Source organism: Burkholderia sp. SIMBA_062, from assembly GCF_046534765.1.
Lineage (GTDB): Bacteria > Pseudomonadota > Gammaproteobacteria > Burkholderiales > Burkholderiaceae > Burkholderia > Burkholderia ambifaria.
On record NZ_JAWRYD010000001.1, the window covers coordinates 195,287 to 212,311 of the forward strand.

The 17,025-nt window shown below is 69.3% G+C and carries 15 protein-coding genes; 4 read left to right on the plus strand and 11 right to left on the minus strand.

The features are described from left to right. Positions 1-105 precede the first annotated feature (105 nt). From glmS to SB786_RS00975, 5 genes are all read right to left on the minus strand, one after another. On the minus strand, positions 106-1,923 hold the full coding sequence (gene glmS, locus SB786_RS00955) for a glutamine--fructose-6-phosphate transaminase (isomerizing) (protein ID WP_410725765.1): 1,818 nt from the start codon (positions 1,921-1,923) through the stop codon (positions 106-108). Between the two features lie 51 nt (positions 1,924-1,974). Next, complete coding sequence (glmU, locus tag SB786_RS00960) at positions 1,975-3,336, minus strand: bifunctional UDP-N-acetylglucosamine diphosphorylase/glucosamine-1-phosphate N-acetyltransferase GlmU (RefSeq protein WP_410725766.1); 1,362 nt, start codon at positions 3,334-3,336, stop codon at positions 1,975-1,977. A gap of 135 nt (positions 3,337-3,471) precedes the next feature. Continuing rightward, a complete protein-coding gene (gene ttcA, locus SB786_RS00965) occupies positions 3,472-4,470 on the minus strand; it encodes a tRNA 2-thiocytidine(32) synthetase TtcA (RefSeq protein WP_410725767.1) in 999 nt (332 codons plus the stop codon). Continuing rightward, the gene (locus tag SB786_RS00970; RefSeq protein ID WP_410725768.1) at positions 4,467-4,871 is read right to left on the minus strand and encodes a dihydroneopterin aldolase; all 405 of its coding nucleotides are present in this window, start codon (positions 4,869-4,871) and stop codon (positions 4,467-4,469) included. Before SB786_RS00970 ends, ttcA begins: the two co-directional genes overlap by 4 nt. A gap of 79 nt (positions 4,872-4,950) precedes the next feature. Beyond that, positions 4,951-5,694, minus strand: coding sequence for an SDR family oxidoreductase (locus SB786_RS00975; RefSeq protein ID WP_410725769.1), 744 nt, complete (start codon positions 5,692-5,694; stop codon positions 4,951-4,953). A gap of 13 nt (positions 5,695-5,707) precedes the next feature. Here SB786_RS00975 and SB786_RS00980 point away from each other — a divergent pair, with 13 nt between their 5' ends. Next, positions 5,708-6,898 (plus strand): class I SAM-dependent methyltransferase, encoded by a 1,191-nt coding sequence (locus SB786_RS00980; RefSeq protein ID WP_410725770.1) that lies wholly within the window; start codon positions 5,708-5,710, stop codon positions 6,896-6,898. A 323-nt stretch (positions 6,899-7,221) separates the two neighbouring features. Further along, the gene (locus SB786_RS00985; RefSeq protein WP_228906011.1) at positions 7,222-7,416 is read left to right on the plus strand and encodes a DUF2905 domain-containing protein; all 195 of its coding nucleotides are present in this window, start codon (positions 7,222-7,224) and stop codon (positions 7,414-7,416) included. 75 nt (positions 7,417-7,491) lie between these two features. Here SB786_RS00985 and SB786_RS00990 read toward each other — a convergent pair whose 3' ends face one another. From SB786_RS00990 to SB786_RS01015, 6 genes are all read right to left on the minus strand, one after another. After that, on the minus strand, positions 7,492-7,713 hold the full coding sequence (locus tag SB786_RS00990; protein ID WP_006754114.1) for a hypothetical protein: 222 nt from the start codon (positions 7,711-7,713) through the stop codon (positions 7,492-7,494). Between the two features lie 108 nt (positions 7,714-7,821). After that, positions 7,822-8,730 carry a carbohydrate kinase family protein gene (locus SB786_RS00995; protein WP_410725771.1) on the minus strand — a complete coding sequence of 303 codons (909 nt, stop codon included), beginning with the start codon at positions 8,728-8,730 and terminating at the stop codon, positions 7,822-7,824. Continuing rightward, the gene (locus tag SB786_RS01000) at positions 8,727-10,007 is read right to left on the minus strand and encodes an AGE family epimerase/isomerase (RefSeq protein ID WP_410725772.1); all 1,281 of its coding nucleotides are present in this window, start codon (positions 10,005-10,007) and stop codon (positions 8,727-8,729) included. The genes SB786_RS00995 and SB786_RS01000 overlap by 4 nt, the downstream gene beginning before the upstream one ends. Next, a complete protein-coding gene (locus tag SB786_RS01005) occupies positions 10,004-11,023 on the minus strand; it encodes a LacI family DNA-binding transcriptional regulator (protein WP_410725773.1) in 1,020 nt (339 codons plus the stop codon). Before SB786_RS01005 ends, SB786_RS01000 begins: the two co-directional genes overlap by 4 nt. Before the next feature lie 547 nt (positions 11,024-11,570). Continuing rightward, complete coding sequence (locus SB786_RS01010) at positions 11,571-13,409, minus strand: EAL domain-containing protein (protein ID WP_410725774.1); 1,839 nt, start codon at positions 13,407-13,409, stop codon at positions 11,571-11,573. Between the two features lie 202 nt (positions 13,410-13,611). Then, positions 13,612-14,655 carry a bile acid:sodium symporter family protein gene (locus tag SB786_RS01015; RefSeq protein ID WP_410725775.1) on the minus strand — a complete coding sequence of 348 codons (1,044 nt, stop codon included), beginning with the start codon at positions 14,653-14,655 and terminating at the stop codon, positions 13,612-13,614. A gap of 334 nt (positions 14,656-14,989) precedes the next feature. On the opposite strand from SB786_RS01015, the gene SB786_RS01020 reads away from it, so the two are divergent. Together SB786_RS01020 and SB786_RS01025 are read left to right on the plus strand one after the other, a co-directional pair. Next, complete coding sequence (locus SB786_RS01020; RefSeq protein ID WP_410725776.1) at positions 14,990-15,472, plus strand: peptide-binding protein; 483 nt, start codon at positions 14,990-14,992, stop codon at positions 15,470-15,472. 367 nt (positions 15,473-15,839) lie between these two features. Beyond that, entirely contained in the window at positions 15,840-16,916 is a 1,077-nt protein-coding gene (locus tag SB786_RS01025) for a porin (protein ID WP_410725777.1), read from the plus strand. Positions 16,917-17,025: the final 109 nt, after the last annotated feature.

Here is a 17,025-nt window from a genome sequence, read left to right on the forward strand (position 1 = left end):
TACGTGGTACATATTTCGACCTGGCCGAACGGCCTGCTTCGTGCGCTGCTTCGTACCGATACGCGGTCCGGACGGGGCAGCGACAGCCCGTCCGGGGGACCTGCATTACTCCACCGTCACCGACTTCGCGAGGTTGCGCGGCTTGTCCACATCGGTGCCGCGCGCGCACGCGGTGTGATACGCGAGCAGCTGCAGTGGCACGACGTGCAGGATCGGCGACAACTGCCCGTAGTGTTCCGGCATCCGGATCACGTGCAGGCCGTCGTCGTTGACGATCTGCGTGTCGGCATCCGCGAACACGTACAGCTCGCCGCCGCGCGCACGCACTTCCTGCATGTTCGATTTCAGCTTCTCGAGCAGCGTGTCGTTCGGCGCGACCGTCACCACCGGCATCGCTTCCGTGACGAGCGCGAGCGGCCCGTGCTTCAGTTCGCCGGCCGGATAGGCCTCCGCGTGGATGTACGAGATTTCCTTCAGCTTCAGCGCGCCTTCGAGCGCGATCGGGTAGTGCAGCCCGCGGCCCAGGAACAGCGCGTTTTCCTTGCGTGCGAATTCCTCCGACCACGCGATGATCTGCGGCTCGAGCGCGAGCACGCTGTTCAGCGCGGCCGGCAGGTGGCGCAGCTGCTTCAGGAATTCCGCTTCCTGCGCGGCGTCGACGTGCCCGCGCAGCTTGCCGAGCGTCGCGGCCAGCACGAACAGCGCGACGAGCTGGGTCGTGAACGCCTTCGTCGACGCGACGCCGATCTCGGTGCCCGCGTGCGTCAGGAACTGCATCTCGGTGAGGCGCACCATCGCGCTCGTCGCGACGTTGCACACCGCGAGCGTATGCGTGTGGCCGAGCGACTGCGCGTGCTTGAGCGCGGCGAGCGTGTCGGCCGTCTCGCCCGATTGCGAGATCACCAGCACGAGCTGGCGCGGGTTCGGCACCGATTCGCGGTAGCGGTATTCGCTCGCGATCTCGACCTGGGTCGGGATCTTCGCGATCGATTCGAGCCAGTACTTCGCGGTGAGACCCGAGTAGTAGCTCGTGCCGCATGCGAGGATCAGCAGGCTGTCGATGCCGGCGAACGCGGCGGGGGCCGCCTCGCCGAACAGCGTCGCGTCGAACGCTTCGGTTTGCGGCACCGTGTCGCCGATCGCGCGCGGCTGCTCGAAGATTTCCTTCTGCATGAAGTGGCGATACGGGCCCAGCTCGACCGCGCCGCCGTACGCGCTGACGACGCGGATCTCGCGCTGCGCGAGCGCGCCGTGGCGGTCGACGATCTTCACGCCGTCGAGCGACAGTTCGCACACGTCGCCTTCCTCGAGGAATGTGAAGCGGTCGGTGCTGCCGGCCAGCGCCAGCGCGTCGGACGCGAGGAAGTTCTCGCCGTCGCCGTGACCGACGACGAGCGGTGAGCCCTGGCGCGCCCCGACGACCGTATGCGGCTCGTCCTTGTGGGTGACCGCGATCGCATACGCGCCGTGCAGCTGCTGCACGGCTTCGCGCACGGCGTCGAACAGGTTGCCGCGATACAGGCTGTGCACGAGGTGCGCGATCACTTCGGTGTCGGTCTGCGACACGAATTCGTAACCCTTCGCGCGCAGCGCGTCGCGCAGCGTCTCGAAGTTCTCGATGATGCCGTTGTGCACCAGCGCGAGCGCGTTCGACGAGAAGATCGGGTGCGCATTGTGCGTGACGGGCGCGCCGTGCGTCGCCCAGCGCGTGTGCGCGACGCCGGTCGTGCCTTCGAGGTGCGAATCGTGGACCTGCGCGTCGAGATCGGCGACGCGCGCGACGCTGCGCGCGCGCTTCGGTGCGTCCGGCTCGAGCACGGCGACACCGCACGAATCGTAGCCACGGTATTCGAGGCGCCGCAATCCTTCGATCAGCACCGGAACGATATTACGCTGCGCAACTGCGCCGACAATGCCGCACATGAAAATCTACCCTCTATGTGGAAACGGGCGCCGTGGGGCGCCCGCGTGATGTCAACTTTTCTTCTTGACCGGGCGGACGTAGCCGCTCTTCGCGGTCTGCGTCTTCTCGTTCAACGCGAGGACGCCCTCGGCGACGTCCTTCCAGATCGTCGTGCCGGCCGCGATCGTCACGCCGCGGCCGACGCGCACCGGCGCGACGAACTGCGTGTCCGAGCCGACGAACACGTCGTCCTCGATGACGGTGCGGAACTTGTTCGCGCCGTCGTAGTTGCAGGTGATCGTGCCTGCGCCGATGTTCACGCGCGCGCCGATGTCGGCGTCGCCGATGTACGTCAGGTGGTTCGCCTTCGAGCCGTGGCCGATCACCGCGTTCTTCACCTCGACGAAGTTGCCGACGTGCGCTTCGTCCGCGAGCTGCGCGCCCGGGCGCAGCCGCGCGTACGGGCCGATCACGGTGTCCGCGCCGAGCTCGGCGCCGTCGATGTGCGTGAAGGAATCGATGCGCGTGCCGGCGCCGACCGATGCGTTGCGGATCACGCAGTTCGCACCGATCGTCACGTTGTCGGCGAGCGTCACGTTGCCTTCGAACACGCAGTTCACGTCGATCGACACGTCGCGGCCGCAGCGCAGCGTGCCGCGGACGTCGAGGCGCGCCGGATCGGCGAGCGTGACGCCGTCGACGAGCAGCGCATCGGCGACGTTGCGCTGATGGATGCGCTCGAGTTCCGCGAGCTGCGCCTTGCTGTTCACGCCGAGCGTTTCCCATTCGTCGTCGGGCTGCGACGTGACGACCTCGAAGCCGGCCTCGATCGCGAGTTCGACGACGTCGGTCAGGTAGTACTCGCCCTGCGCGTTCTCGTTCCTCAGCGCGCCGAGCCACATCGACAGCTGGCCCGTGGGCGTGACGATGATGCCGGTGTTGATCTCGGCGATCTTCAGCTGCTCGGGCGACGCGTCCTTCTGCTCGACGATGCGCGTGACGAAGCCGGACGTGTCGCGCACGATGCGGCCGTAGCCGGTGGGATCGTCGAGGGTGACGGTCAGAATCCCGTAGCGGCCTTCGCGCGCGGCGTCGACGAGACGGCGCAGCGTCGACGCGCGGGTGAGCGGCACGTCGCCGTACAGCACCAGCGTCGGTTGCGCGGGATCGAGCAGCGGCAGCGCCTGGCGCACCGCATGGCCGGTGCCGAGCTGCTCGGCCTGCAGCGCGAACTGGACGTCGGGCGCGGCGACGGCGGCCTGGACCTGCTCGGCGCCATGACCGACGACGACGACGAGCCGCGACGGCTGCAGCGTGCGCGCGGTGTCGATCACGTGGGAGAGGAGCGGCCTGCCGGCCAGGGGATGAAGCACTTTCGGCAGCGCGGAACGCATGCGCTTGCCGGTGCCTGCCGCCAAAATCACGATATTCATGGCGCCAGCTTGTCAGAGGAGTTCGAAGCCGTCCATTTTAGCATGCGGCCCCTGGCGTTCCGGGCCTGTCGCGGCGGGGCGACAGCGCCGGAATGCGGCCGTGGGCGGGGGTTCCGGCGGGTGTTCCGGCCCTGCTTACAGGTCGTCGAACTGGACGATCGAGATCGGTCGGGTGCCGTCACGCGCGGCGGCGGTGTCGTCGCCGGACGCGCACGGCTCCTCGTCGAACGCGATGTCGCCCTGCGGATCGGCCTGGCCGGTCGCGCGCAGCGACGCGAACGGGAACTGGGTCGTATCCATCAGGTGCGACGGCACGACGTTCGCGAGCGCGCTGAACATGTTGTCGACGCGGCCCGGGAAGCGCTTGTCCCAGTCGCGGATCAGCGCCTTCATTTCCGCGCGCTTCAGGTTCGGCTGGCTGCCGCACAGGTTGCACGGGATGATCGGGAATTCGCGCAGCTCCGCGAATTTCTCGAGATCGGTCTCCTTCACGTACGCGAGCGGCCGGATCACGACGTTCTTGCCGTCGTCCGACTGCAGTTTCGGCGGCATCCCCTTCAGCTTGCCCCCGTAGAACATGTTGAGCAGGAGTGTCTGCAGGATGTCGTCGCGGTGGTGGCCGAGCGCGATCTTGGTCGCGCCGAGCTCGCCGGCCACGCGGTACAGGATCCCGCGGCGCAGCCGCGAGCACAGCGAGCAGGTCGTCTTGCCCTCGGGCACGAGCCGCTTGACGATGCTGTAGGTGTCCTGGTTCTCGATGTGGAACGGCACGCCGATCTGCGTCAGGTATTCGGGCAGCACGTGCTCGGGGAAGCCCGGCTGCTTCTGGTCGAGGTTGACCGCGACGATGTCGAAGTCGATCGGCGCGCGCTCGCGCAGGCGCAGCAGCACGTCGAGCATCGCGTAGCTGTCCTTGCCGCCCGACAGGCACACCATCACCTTGTCGCCCTGCTCGATCATGTTGTAGTCGCCGATCGCCTGGCCGACCTGGCGCACGATCCGCTTGAACAGCTTGTTGTTCTCGTACGCTTCCTTCTGCTCGCGGCGCGTCAGCGCGGGGCGGGCGATGTCGGCGACGGTGGCTTCGATGGCGGCGCCATCGGCCGCCGTGTCATGCATGTGGGGGGCGTTCATGCGCGCTCCTCGTCCTTGATGCGAAAGACTTCGACGCCGACGGCGTCGCAGTCCGGATAGGCGTCCGGTTTCTCGGTACGGACACGTACCGCGCGCACGGTGTCGTGCGCCAGCAGGTTCGCGGCGATCGCGTCGCACAGCGTTTCCTGCAGGTGGATGTGGCCGCGCGCGAGGCACTGCGCGACGCTCTGCTTCATCAGGTCGTAGTCGACGACTTCATGCAGCCGGTCGTCGACGGGGGTGGACAGCGCGAGCGGCACGAACAGGTCGACGTTGATGATGACGCGCTGCTCGCCGCGCTTCTCGTGTTCGAAGGCCCCGATGTTGATGTGCACCTCGTAGTCGCGCAGGTAGAGCCTGCGGCAGTCCGCGAGGCGGGGGTGCAGGAGAGCGGAAAACATGGTCGTCCCAGTCAAATTGGCGTGCGCGCACGCAAAGCGGTGCGGACGGCGGCTATCAGGCCGCGCGTTTCCGCGCAGTTCATTCATTCGGGCCGGCGGCGGGCGGCACCAGGTGCTCGCCGCCGTCGACGGTCAGCGTCGCGCCCGTCACGCCGGGCGCGCTCGCGAGATAGCAGGCGGCCGCCGCGATGTCGTCCGCGTGCGGCGCGTGGCCGCGCACGAGCGCCGCGACGCGCACCTTCGGCGCGAGCGCCAGCGCCAGCGCGGCGGTCGCGCGGTTCAGCGCGGCCTGCATCAGCGCGTGCGACAGCTGGGCCGGCGCCGGGTGAAACAGCGCCTGGTCGAGCACGTGGATCACGCACGCGCGCAGCGTTTCATCGTCGTGCGCGGCGTCGGGCGTCGCATCGGCGAGCGCGCGGGCCAGCGCGAGCGGCGCCGTCACGTTGCGGGCCAGCGCGCCGGCGAGCGATGCGCCGTTTACCGTGTGCGCGTCGTCGGTGCCGGCGCACGCGCTCACGAACACCGCACACGTGGGCCGGCCGAGCGCCGTGCCGCAGGCGGCGACGAGCGCGCCCGCGTCGGCTTCCAGGGCCAGATCGGCGTCGAGTACGGCCGCGCGGCGGCCCCGGGCGGCGATTTCGGCGATGAGCGCGTCGCCGGCCGCGCGCGGCGCGCCCGGGCTGCGTTGCAGCGCGACGTCCCAGCCGCGCTGCGCGAAGGCGGTCGCGAGCGCACGACCGAGCGACGCGGCGTCGGCCGCGCTGTCCAGCGCGCCTGCGACGAGCGCGATGCGCGGGGTCGACGTATCGGCTGAAACGGTCATTTACAATGCCGGGATGAACCCGAAAGCTCACGAATCCGCTAGTTTACCTGCTCCCGGCCCTGACGCGCTCGCGCAGTCCGAAACCCTCGCCGCGCAACTGCGCGACGAGATCGCGGCGGCCGGCGGCTGGCTGCCGTTCGACCGCTTCATGGAGCGCGCGCTGTACGCGCCCGGCCTCGGCTATTACAGCGGCGGCGCGCGCAAGTTCGGACGCCGCGCCGACGACGGCAGCGATTTCGTGACGGCCCCCGAGCTGTCGCCGCTGTTCGCGCGGACGCTCGCGAATCCCGTCGCGGACGCGCTCGCGGCGAGCGGCACGCGTCGCGTGATGGAGTTCGGCGCGGGCACGGGCAAGCTCGCGGCCGGGCTGCTGGCGGCACTCGATGCGCTCGGCGTCGAACTCGACGAATACCTGATCGTCGATCTGTCGGGCGAACTGCGGGAACGGCAGCGCGACACGATCGCGGCCGCCGCGCCGGCGCTCGCCGGCAAGGTGCGCTGGCTCGACGCGCTGCCCGAGCGCTTCGACGGCGTCGTGGTCGGCAACGAGGTGCTCGATGCGATGCCGGTGCGCCTGTTCGCGAAGGCGGGCGGCGCGTGGCTCGAGCGCGGCGTCGCGCTCGACGCGCGGCACGCGTTCGTGTTCGACGACCGGCCCGCCGGCGCTGTCGGCCTGCCGCCGGTGCTCGCGACGCTCGACGTCGACGACGGCTATGTGACCGAGACGCACGAAGCCGCGCTCGCGTTCACGCGCACCGTGTGCACGATGCTCGCGCGCGGCGCGGTGCTGCTGGTCGACTACGGCTTTCCCGCGCATGAGTACTACCATCCGCAGCGCGACCGCGGCACGCTCATGTGCCACTACCGCCACCACGCGCACGACGACGCCTTCCTGTACCCGGGGCTGCAGGACATCACCGCGCACGTCGAATTCACCGGCATCTACGACGCGGGCGTCGGCACCGGCGCCGACCTGCTCGGCTACACGTCGCAGGCGCGCTTCCTGTTGAACGCGGGCATCACCGACGCGCTGGCCGCGATCGATCCGTCCGACGTCCACCAGTTCCTGCCGGCCGCGAACGCGGTGCAGAAGCTGATCTCGGAAGCCGAGATGGGCGAGCTGTTCAAGGTGATCGCCTTCTCGCGCGGGATCGACGGCACGCTCGACGCGTTCGCGCGCGGCGACCGCTCGCACGCGCTCTGACGGGGCGAGGGCCTGTTTCCATATGGAACGCACATGCGAATGCCCGAAATCGCTCGTCCCCCAAGGGGACTTCCTTCGGGGCGTATGGCAAGGAGTGAGGAGCGCCGTTTGGCCGCGCCAAACAAGCGACGAGCGACGCCGCCATACGGGCGATTTCGGGCATTCCCGTGACATGATTTTTTTAATTTGGGGTTGCCACGAGAACGGCCGCTCGCCGCGTTGCGCTCCTTGCGAATACGTCCAGTATTCGCGGCGTCGCTCGCCTCGCGAGCGGCCGTTCTCGTGGCAACGCATGCGCGTTCCATATGGAAACAGGCCCTAGCATGCTGCGCTGGCTGATGGCGTCGTTCTTCGCGGTGATGATCCTGACGCGTTGCTGGCCGTGGCTCGGCAAGCTCGGCATCGGGCGGATGCCGGGCGACGTCACGCTGACGCTCGGCGGGCGGCGCTACCCGTTCCCGTTCATGTCGACGCTGGTGCTGACGATGCTGGTGTCGATGGTCGCGCGGCTGCTCTGAGCCGCGCCGCATGCGGCGGCGCGTCGCGCTCCGGCCGCGGCGCGCGCGATGGTCCCGCGCATTACGGTGCGCGCATCACAGTTCGATCTCGCCGAGGATCCGGTGCGCGAGCGCCTTCGCTTCGTCGAACGCCTCTTCCTCGCTCGGGCTCGTCGTGTGGACGTCGTAGCGCATGTTCTCCGTCTCGTCGCCGTCGTCCCGGGCGAGGATCACGTAGCCCTGGAACTGCCCGTTGGCGGTGTGCTGCGTATGCGCCTTGGCCGTGTAGATGCCTTTCGTGAACGTGTTCGTGTCCATCGTGCCTCTCCCGCAATAGGACATTTCATCGTAGCACTGCGGCGCAGCATGTACAGCGCCGCTAATCGGCGACCGATCAGCGCGCCGGCCCATGCCGTCCCCATGCCGTCACCGTTCGAGCAGCGCGACGACCTCGTCGAGCGTCGGCGCGTGCGCGCCCGTATGCCGGCACGCGGCCGCGCCCGCCGCGAGGGCGAACGCGAGATGCTCGCGCCACGACCGCTGCGGTGCGGCCATCAGGCTGAACAGCAGGCCGCCGATCGACGCGTCGCCCGCGCCCACGGTGTCGACCACCTCGACGCGCGGCGGGCTCGCCTCGAGCACGTCGCCGTCCGCGTAGAGCGTCGCCGACTGCGCGCCGCGCGTGACGAGCACGGCCGCGCGCGGATTCAGCGCGCGCACCGCGTCGACCGCGTCGGGGCCATCGCCGCCGAACAGGTGGCGCAGGTCCTCGTCGGACACCTTGATCAGGTCGGCGAGGCCGGCCATCTTCTCCAGTGTCGGCCGGTACGCGGCCGTCATCAGGTTCCGGTAGTTCGGATCGAAGCTGATCTTCACGCCGCGCGCGTGCAAGTCGGCCGCGAGCGAGACGAGCGTGCCCGCGAGCGGTTCGCGCACCAGGCTGATGCAGCCGAAGTGCGCCCATTGCACGTGTTCGGTCCAGCCGGCCGGCAGCCGCGCCGGGTCGAACGCGAGGTCCGCGCTGGCGTCGCCGATGAAGAAGTATGCAGGCGGCCGGGTCTCGTGGACGATCGCGAGCAGCGGCGCGCGCGGCACGCGCTGCAGGAAGCGCAGGTCGAGCCCGGCCGCGTCGCTGGTGCGCCACAGCACGTCGGAGAAGCAGTCCTCGCCGATCGCGCCCGCGAGCGCGCTCGGCACGCCGAGCCGCGCGACCGCGCGTGCGACGTTCCAGCCGGCGCCGCCCGGCACGGAGGTCCACTGCGCGTCGCCCGCGCGCACCATGTCGGTCAGGATGTCGCCTGCCGACACGAATGCCGGAAACGTGCCGCCGCTCATTGCGTCGGCTCGCTGCGCGCCGCGCGCGCGAGGGTCGCGAGCACGTCGTAGCACGCGCCCATCGTGTGATAGTCGGTCTTGCCGGCCGGGCTCTTCTCGTCGCTGTACTTGCGGTTGTCGCAGGTGAGGATCCGGTACCACGCGCCGTAGCGGTGATCGACGAAATGCGCCCAGCTGTAGCGCCAGATCTCGTCGTACCAGTCCCAGAAGCGCTCGCTGCCGGTGCGCGCGCCGAGCATCGCGGCCGCCGCGAAGGTTTCCGCCTGCACCCAGAAATACTTGTTGTGGTCGCAGATCGTGAAGTCGGGGCCGAAGCCGTAGCAGAGGCCGCCGTGATCGGCGTCCCACGCGTGCGTGAGCGCCGCGTCGAACAGCTCGGCCGCGCGCGGCACCAGCCAGTCGAGCGGGCGATGCCGCTCCAGAATCAGCAGCAGCTTCGCCCATTCGGTCTGGTGCCCGGGCTGGAAGCCCCACGGACGGAAGATGTTCGAGCTGTCTTCCTTGTTGTAGTCCCAGTCGACCGACCAGTCCGCATGGTAGTGCTCCCACACGAGGCCGCCCGACAGCGCGGCCTGGCGCTGCGTGATATGGGTCGCGAGCTTCTCCGCGCGGTCGAGGTAGGTGACGTGGCCGGTCGCCTCGTAGGCCGCGAGCAGCGCCTCCGTCATGTGCATGTTCGCGTTCTGGCCGCGGTACGACGACACGTTCCAGTTCGGCGTCGCGTCGTCCGCATAGAGGCCCGCGGCCGCATCCCAGAAGCGGTGCTCGGCGAGCTCGAAGGTCGACGCGATCAGCGCACGCGCTTCGTCGATGCCGGCCATCGTCGCGTGCGCGGCGGCCAGCAGCACGAACGCGAGCCCGTAGCAGTGGCGCGTGGCATCGAGCGTCTCGCGCTTCGCGCCGTCGCGCCAGTCGAGTTCCCAGTCGTAGCCCTGCAGGGCGTCGTCCCAGTGCGCGTCGCGCAGGAAGCGCAGCCCGTGTCGCGCGTACTCGAGATGGCGCGGATCGCCGAAATGCCGGTACGCCATCGCGTAGTTGAAGACGAACCGGCAACTGCTGACCAGATGCCGCGACGTGTGGTTGTAGATGCTGCCGTCGTCGCGGAAGTAGTGGTAGAAGCCGCCCGTCGGGTCGAACGCGTTCGTCGCGTAGAAGCGCAGCGTGTCCTCGATGTGCGACAGCAGGAACGACGGATCGCGGAAGCTCGCGACGAACGGCGCCGCTTGCGCGTGGTTGGCCGGCGTGGCCGTACGGGATTGGACCGGGGGCATGTTCATGATTCGGTGACCGTGGCGGTATCGAGTGCCGGTGAGCCGGCGGGCTGGCTGCTGGCCCGCACGATCAGCTCGACGGGCAGGGAGATCTCGGTGCGCTCGGGCGCTTCGGCGAGCAGCAGTTCGACGCCGCGGCGGCCGAGCGCTTCCTTGTCGACGGCGAGCGTCGTGAGCGGCGGGTTCGCGTGCGCGGCGGCGGGGATGTCGTCGAAGCCGACGATCGCGATGTCTTCCGGAATCCGCACGCCGCGCGCGATGCACACGCGCTGCGCGGCCAGCGCGGCGGCGTCGTTGTACGCGAACACGGCGTCGGGGCTCGGGCCCGGCGCGTCGAGCAGCTGCTGCATCGCGCGCGCGGCGCCGGTGTCGGGATCGAGCCCGGCGTCGATCGTCACTTCGTACGCGGGATCGAACAGCCGCCCGGCCTCGAAGAACGCGCGCCGATAGCCGATCGCGCGCTGCGCGATGCTGTAGTGCGCGGCGGAGCCGCCGATGAACGCGATCCGCGAGCGGCCGGTGGCGAGCAGGTGGCGCATCGCGAGCGCCGCGCCCGTCGCGTTGTCGATGTTCACCGAGCGCAGCCCGGGCGCCCACAGGTCGATCAGCACGAGCGGACGGCCGGTCGCGGCGAGCGCCTCGATCGTCTCGGGCTCGATGAAGCCGGCCACCGCGATCGCGTCGGGCGCGTGCGCGCGCATCTGGCGCAGCACGTCGTCGTTCGGGCCGACCGTGAGCAGCGTCGGCACGATGCCGCGCTCGCGGCACGCGTCCTCGACGCCGTGCAGCACGTGCGAGAAGAACGGGCTGGCGGGAAAGCGGTTGTGCTGGCGGTGCAGCAGGAAGGTGAGCCGGCGCACGCGCGGGCGCAACTGGGCCGGGTCGTAACCGAGCCGCTGCGCGATCTCGACGATGCGCGCGCGCGTGGCTTCGGACAGGCCCGGCTGGTTTTTCAGCGCGCGGGAGACGGTGCCGATCGAGACCTCTGCCGCCCGCGCTACGTCGCGAATGGTGGTGCCCATCGTTCGGGATCCGGTTTGTTTAGGGTGACGGCGATTGTATAGTAAAAATCGGCGCCAAATCCGGGCCGGATAACCGGGGAATACCCGGAAATAGCGGGTTTTTACGCGCTAATCTGCGAAAACGCCGTTACTAAAAATACTAAACAAAACGCGAAAAAGGCAAGGTGATCGCATGCAGCGCGGTGGTGCCGGGAGGCGGCGCGTCGCATGCGTTCGGATCTTCGGCGCGAAAGGGCCGGTCGGATAGGCGTCGCCGGGGATTGGCGCGGCACGGGCGTGCAGCACCGGGAATGTCGTTCGGGCAAGCCGACGGCCGGTCGAGCGGCCGCCCGGCATGCGGCCGGCCGCTGGTCGGCTTTCGGCCCGCCGTTCCGCCCGCCGCTCGCCGCGCAGCCCGCGCCGTTCAGCCCACCGCTCAGCCCGTCGTTCAGCCCACCGCTCAGCCCGTCGTTCAACCCACCGCTCAACCCACCGCTCAACCCGCCGCTCAACCCACCGCTCAACCCACCACTCAGCCCACCGCTCAGCCCACCACTCAACCCACCGCTCAGCCCGCCACCGCGAGCGGCGGCTCGCCGCGCTCGCGCAGCGCCGCGCGGCCCGCGTCGAGATCGACGACCGCGAGCCCGCCCGGCTGCTGTTTCGCCCGCCGCTTCGCGAGCGCCGCGACCGACGCGATCTCGTCGCTGCCATAGCGCATCGCGCCGTGCGCGCCCGCCGGCACGCCGACCGCGCCGATTGCCATCGTCACGAAGCCGAAGAACGCGGGGTTGCCGTGGCGGTCCTCGCCGCGCAGCCCGCCCGCCAGCCGATCGGCCTGCGTGTAGAAGCGCTGCGCGCCGTCGTTGAAGCGCGCGATCGCGTCGGTCGCCCGCGCGCGCCAGTCGTCGCGCTGGAACAGCACGAGGAAATCGTCACCGCCGACGTGCCCGAGAAAATCCCGCTGCGGATCGCACACGCCGGCCAGCACCGTCGCCGCGAACTTCAGCACTTCGTCGCCCCGCCAGTAGCCGTACTGGTCGTTGAACGGCTTGAACTGGTTCAGGTCGACGTAGCACGCATGGAAGCCGGCGTCGCGCTCCAGCAGGCGGTCGATATGCGCGCTGATCGGGATGTTGCCGGGCAGGAAGGTCAGCGGATTCGCGTAGCGCGCGGCCTCGATGCGCATCTCCGTCACCGCGCGCACGAGGCTCTCGCCGGTGCCGAGCCCGAGGTAGCGGCCGTGTTCGGTGATCACGAAACCGTCCGCGAGATAGCGCTGGTCGTGGCTCGCGAGCAGCAACGCGAGCTGCTCGACCGACGTCGCGTTGTCGATCATCAGCGGCGCGTCGTTCGCGAACTGCAGGCACGGCTTCTTGCCGAACACCTCGCGGTGGTACGGCAGCGTGAAGCGGTCGATGAAGCCGCGCCGGTTCACCAGCGCGACCGGCCGCCCGCGTTCGACGAGCGCGACCGCGTGCAGGCCGGGCATCCGGTTGAACAGCTCGAGCACGTCGTTGCTGGTCGCCTCGCGCGGCAGCGCCGGCGCGGGGACGAGCATCTTCGCCGCGATCGTGCCGGCCGGCCGCGCGGTGCGCGTCGCGCCGGGGAACACCGCGATGTGCGGGGTGCGGATCGCGTCGCGCGCGGCCGGCGCGACGACCGGCGACGGCCGCGCGCTCGGCCGGCCGAGCAGGAAGCCCTGCACGCAGCGGATGCCCATGTCGCGCACGACGATCAGGTCGCTCGCGTTCTCGATGCCTTCCGCGATCAGCTGCGCGCCGCTCGCGTGCGCGAAGTGCTGCATCGCCCTGACCGCCTCGAACTTGAGCGGGTCGCGCGCGATGTCGTGGATGAAGAAGCGGTCGATCTTCACGACATCCGGGTGCAGGCGCAGCCACAGGTTCATGCTCGCGTTCGCGGTGCCGTAGTCGTCGAGCGCGAACTGGATGCCTGCGTCGCGCAGCGACGCGACCGCCGGCTCGATGCGCGCGACGTCCGGCATCGCGGTCTGCTCGGTCAGCTCGATCACGATGCGCTCGGCGCCGACGCCCGCCCGGCCGAGCAGTTGCCGCGCGCGCTCGCGCTCGCGGGCGAGTTGCACGATCGTGCCCGCACTGAAGTTGAGGAACAGCTTGCCGTCGCAGCCGAGCGCCGCGAACGCGTCGAGGCAGGTGAGCGCGGCCGCCTGCTCGAGTGCGATCGTCGCGCCGTCGCGGGCGGCCTGCGCGAACAGCGCGGCCGGCGGCTCGAGGTCCGTGCCGCGCGGGCCGCGGATCAGGCCTTCGTAGCCGACGACCGTGCCCGAGCCGAGGTCGACGATCGGCTGGAACACGGCGGCGAGCGCGCGCTCCGCGATCAGGCGCGTGGTGGGAGCAACGGACGAGTCAGGATGGGGCGCGGGCATGGAGGAGGGCGGCCGAGGCGACGGGACGCCCGACTTTAACGGCAGCGCGCGCGAAGAATTGAATGAAGATTTCGTGACACGATGCGCGTCGATGGTGCGTGCATCACGTCGGGCTGAAAGGGCGCGGCGCGGGAGGCCGAGGCGGGAGCGCAAGGGCGCGTACCTCCGCGCGGCCCGCCATGCCGGCCGCGCCGCTGCCGCGTCAGCGCTTGCCTGCGTTCAGCGTACCCTGCGTGCGCGCCGTGCCGGCCGCGGCATCCTCGCCGTCGCGCTCGCCGCGCGTGTCGCGCGCCCCCCAGCGCTGCGCGAGCGCCGCGCACGCCATCAGCTGGATCTGGTGGAACAGCATCAGCGGCAGCACGATCGCGCCGACCGCCTGCGCGGAGAAGATCACCTTCGCCATCGGCACGCCGGCCGCGAGGCTCTTTTTCGACCCGCAGAAGATGATCGTGATCTGGTCGGCGCGGTTGAAGCCGAGCCGCTTGCTGACGACCGTGGTCAGCACCAGCGCGATCACGAGCAGCACGACGTTGACCACCAGCAGGCCGCCGAGCGCGCGCGCCGGAATCTGGTGCCACAGCCCCTGGTTCACGGCCTCGCTGAATGCGACGTACACCACGAGCAGGATCGAGCCCTGGTCGACGAAGCGCAGCACGCCGCGATTGCGCTCGATCCAGCCGCCGATCACGGGCCGCAGCAGCTGGCCGGCGACGAACGGCACGAGCAGCTGCATCACGATGCTGCCGACGGTACTCCACGGCGACGCGGCCGCGGCCGACTGCGACGTGATCATCAGGCCGACAAGCGCCGGCGTCACGAAGATCCCGAGCAGGCTCGACGCGGACGCCGCGCACACGGCGGCCGGCACGTTGCCCTTCGCGATCGACGTGAACGCGATCGACGACTGGACCGTCGACGGCAGCGTGCACAGAAAGAGCACGCCGGCATAGAGCGTCGGGGTGACGAGCGGCTGCAGCACGGGCTTCAGCGCGAGGCCGAGCAGCGGGAACAGCGCGAACGTGCTGAGCAGCACGACCGCATGCAGCCGCCAGTGGGTTGCCCCCGCGACGACGGCTTCGCGCGACAGCTTCGCGCCATGCAGGAAGAACAGCAGGCCGACCGCGATATTGGTCGCCCAGTTGAACGCATGGGCGGCCGGGCCGCGGCACGGCAACAGGCTCGCGAGCACGACGGTGCCGACGAGCGCGAGCGTGAAGTTGTCGGGGAGGAAACGGGGACGGGCCATCGGGGAGCTCGATTCGGAAACGGCGGCGCGCATCTCGCGCGCGCGAAGTCGATATTGTCCCGGCTGCTCATTCAATAGACAAATTCATTGTGAGAATCGATTGATGAATCGATTGCATGCGGCAGGCCCGCCCGACGGCGCGCGAATGGGCAGAAGAATGTTCTGCCACGATTGGCAGCGGAAGTGAAAAAACCTAGCAGTAACATGGTGTTACACCGATGCCGGCGACCTAACACTTTTTGGCTCGACACCGTTTCGGACCGCTCATAAATTACTGCTGAAAGGCTTGCGTCAGCCGAAAACACCGGCGGCGAGCGGCAACAGGCAATGAATGATGACGGAACGCGTGAAACTGAAGGTCGGACGATGGGTGGCAGGCGTGCTCGGCACGCTGCTGATGCCGTTCGCGCTCGCGCAACCGCCGCACGGCGGTCATGCGTTCGGCGGCCACGGTTTCGACGGCGGCGACATGCGCGCGTACGGCCAGTCGGCCGCCGGCGCGCAGGTCTGGCGCCGGGCGCTGCCGCCGGGCGGCGCCCGTGCCGGCGGTGTGAGCGGCTACGGATCCCGCTGGGGGCTGCGGCCGACGCCGTCGTACGGCCATTACGCCGCGCAAAGCCCGTATCGCCCGATCAGCACCGACTCCCGCCAGATGCCGCGCCCGCCGGGCGGCGGCAACGTGCCGCTGCGTGCCGGCTCCATCCGCGCCGACGTCGCGCGCTACAACGAGGAGCGCGGCGGCCGTCCGATGCCGCCGCCCCGCGCGCAGGAAGAACCTGCCCACTCGCCGTCTTTCTCCCCGTTCTACCGAAACTGAGCGCCCCGCGCGTTCGTTGAGCGCCGCCGCGCGCTCGTCCCCCGCCGGCTGTGATGCGAATTCGCCACAGTCGCGCGCAGATTTCCGCTGATTTTCCCGCCGCATTGCGCTATCTTTCGCGCCCGGCACGGGCGCCGTCCCGCGGCCGTCCCGTCGCGTGCCGCCCCGCGCGGGCCCGCCGCGACGCGTGCGGCCATCTGTCGATTCCGCGAAGTTAATGCCGCCGCTATACCCGCAATAAGTGTGCGCAATTTTGACCGGACAAATGATCCGTAAAGATGGCTGCGCCCCATACGACGCAAGCAATCGGCTCCAAAAAACAACGCTCGCGCCACTTATCGACCATTCGACAAATCCTGGAGATCCAATGAAAGCATTCGCTCGCCGTGCGTCGCGCACGTCCGTCAAGCTGATCGCCGCGGCCGCCTGCGTGGCGGCCGCCGCACCCGTCCACGCGCAGTCGAGCGTCTCGCTCTACGGTCAGGTGGACGAATGGATCGGCGCAACCAAGTTCCCGGGCGGCGATCGCGCGTGGAACGTGTCGGGCGGCGGGATGTCGACCTCGTACTGGGGCCTGCACGGTGCGGAGGATCTCGGCGACGGCTACAAGGCGATCTTCACGCTGGAGAGCTTCTTCCGCGCGCAGAACGGCCAGTTTGGCCGCTTCCAGGGCGATACGTTCTTCGCGCGCAACGCGTACGTCGGCGTCAGCTCGCCGTACGGCACGGTGACGGCGGGCCGCCTGACGACGCACCTGTTCCTGTCGACGATCCTGTTCAACCCGTTCTACGATTCGTACACCTTCTCGCCGATGGTGTACCACGTGTTCCTCGGCCTCGGCACGTTCCCGACCTATCCGAGCGACCAGGGCGCGGTCGGCGATTCGGGGTGGAACAACGCGCTGTCGTACACGTCGCCTTCGTTCGGCGGCCTGAATTTCGGGGCGATGTACGCGCTCGGCAACACGGCCGGCGACAACCGCTCGAAGAAGTGGAGCGCGCAGTTCAACTACGCGAACGGCCCGTTCGCCGCGACCGCCGTCTACCAGTACGTGAACTTCAACAACGGCCCGCAGGACCTGAGCTCGCTCGTGACGGGCATGAAGAGCCAGGGCATCGGGCTGGTGGGCGCGACCTACGACCTGAAGTACGTGAAGCTGTTCGGCCAGTATATGTATACGAAGAACGACCAGGTCGCCGGCAGCTGGCACGTGAATACCGCACAGGGCGGCGTGTCGGTGCCGCTCGGCGTCGGCAACGCGATGGCGTCGTATGCGTACTCGCGCGACGCGGGCGGCCTCGACCAGACGCGCCAGACCTGGGCCGTCGGCTACGACTATCCGCTGTCCAAGCGCACCGACGTCTACGCCGCGTACATGAACGACCACATCAGCGGCCTGTCGAGCGGCAACACGTTCGGCGCCGGTATCCGCGCAAAGTTCTGACGAGACGATGGCGGGACGCGAATCAGCCACGCGCATCCCGCCCGCCAGTTTCCCGCCCCGAAACGGCGCCGCTTTTCGCAGCGCCGTTTTGCCATTGTTGACCTTTTTG

Excerpts from the sequence above, each read along its gene's own strand:
- SB786_RS01015 (WP_410725775.1), bottom strand. The coding sequence starts at position 14,655 with ATGGCCCGTCCCCGTTTCCTCCCCGACAACTTCACGCTCGCGCTCGTC.
- glmU (WP_410725766.1), bottom strand. The coding sequence starts at position 3,336 with ATGAATATCGTGATTTTGGCGGCAGGCACCGGCAAGCGCATGCGTTCC.
- SB786_RS00995 (WP_410725771.1), bottom strand. The coding sequence starts at position 8,730 with ATGAGCGGCGGCACGTTTCCGGCATTCGTGTCGGCAGGCGACATCCTG.
- SB786_RS00970 (WP_410725768.1), bottom strand. The coding sequence starts at position 4,871 with ATGTTTTCCGCTCTCCTGCACCCCCGCCTCGCGGACTGCCGCAGGCTC.
- SB786_RS01000 (WP_410725772.1), bottom strand. The coding sequence starts at position 10,007 with ATGAACATGCCCCCGGTCCAATCCCGTACGGCCACGCCGGCCAACCAC.
- SB786_RS01025 (WP_410725777.1), top strand. The coding sequence starts at position 15,840 with ATGAAAGCATTCGCTCGCCGTGCGTCGCGCACGTCCGTCAAGCTGATC.
- SB786_RS00990 (WP_006754114.1), bottom strand. The coding sequence starts at position 7,713 with ATGGACACGAACACGTTCACGAAAGGCATCTACACGGCCAAGGCGCAT.
- glmS (WP_410725765.1), bottom strand. The coding sequence starts at position 1,923 with ATGTGCGGCATTGTCGGCGCAGTTGCGCAGCGTAATATCGTTCCGGTG.
- SB786_RS00980 (WP_410725770.1), top strand. The coding sequence starts at position 5,708 with ATGAACCCGAAAGCTCACGAATCCGCTAGTTTACCTGCTCCCGGCCCT.
- SB786_RS00975 (WP_410725769.1), bottom strand. The coding sequence starts at position 5,694 with ATGACCGTTTCAGCCGATACGTCGACCCCGCGCATCGCGCTCGTCGCA.
- ttcA (WP_410725767.1), bottom strand. The coding sequence starts at position 4,470 with ATGAACGCCCCCCACATGCATGACACGGCGGCCGATGGCGCCGCCATC.
- SB786_RS01010 (WP_410725774.1), bottom strand. The coding sequence starts at position 13,409 with ATGCCCGCGCCCCATCCTGACTCGTCCGTTGCTCCCACCACGCGCCTG.
- SB786_RS01020 (WP_410725776.1), top strand. The coding sequence starts at position 14,990 with ATGACGGAACGCGTGAAACTGAAGGTCGGACGATGGGTGGCAGGCGTG.
- SB786_RS00985 (WP_228906011.1), top strand. The coding sequence starts at position 7,222 with ATGCTGCGCTGGCTGATGGCGTCGTTCTTCGCGGTGATGATCCTGACG.
- SB786_RS01005 (WP_410725773.1), bottom strand. The coding sequence starts at position 11,023 with ATGGGCACCACCATTCGCGACGTAGCGCGGGCGGCAGAGGTCTCGATC.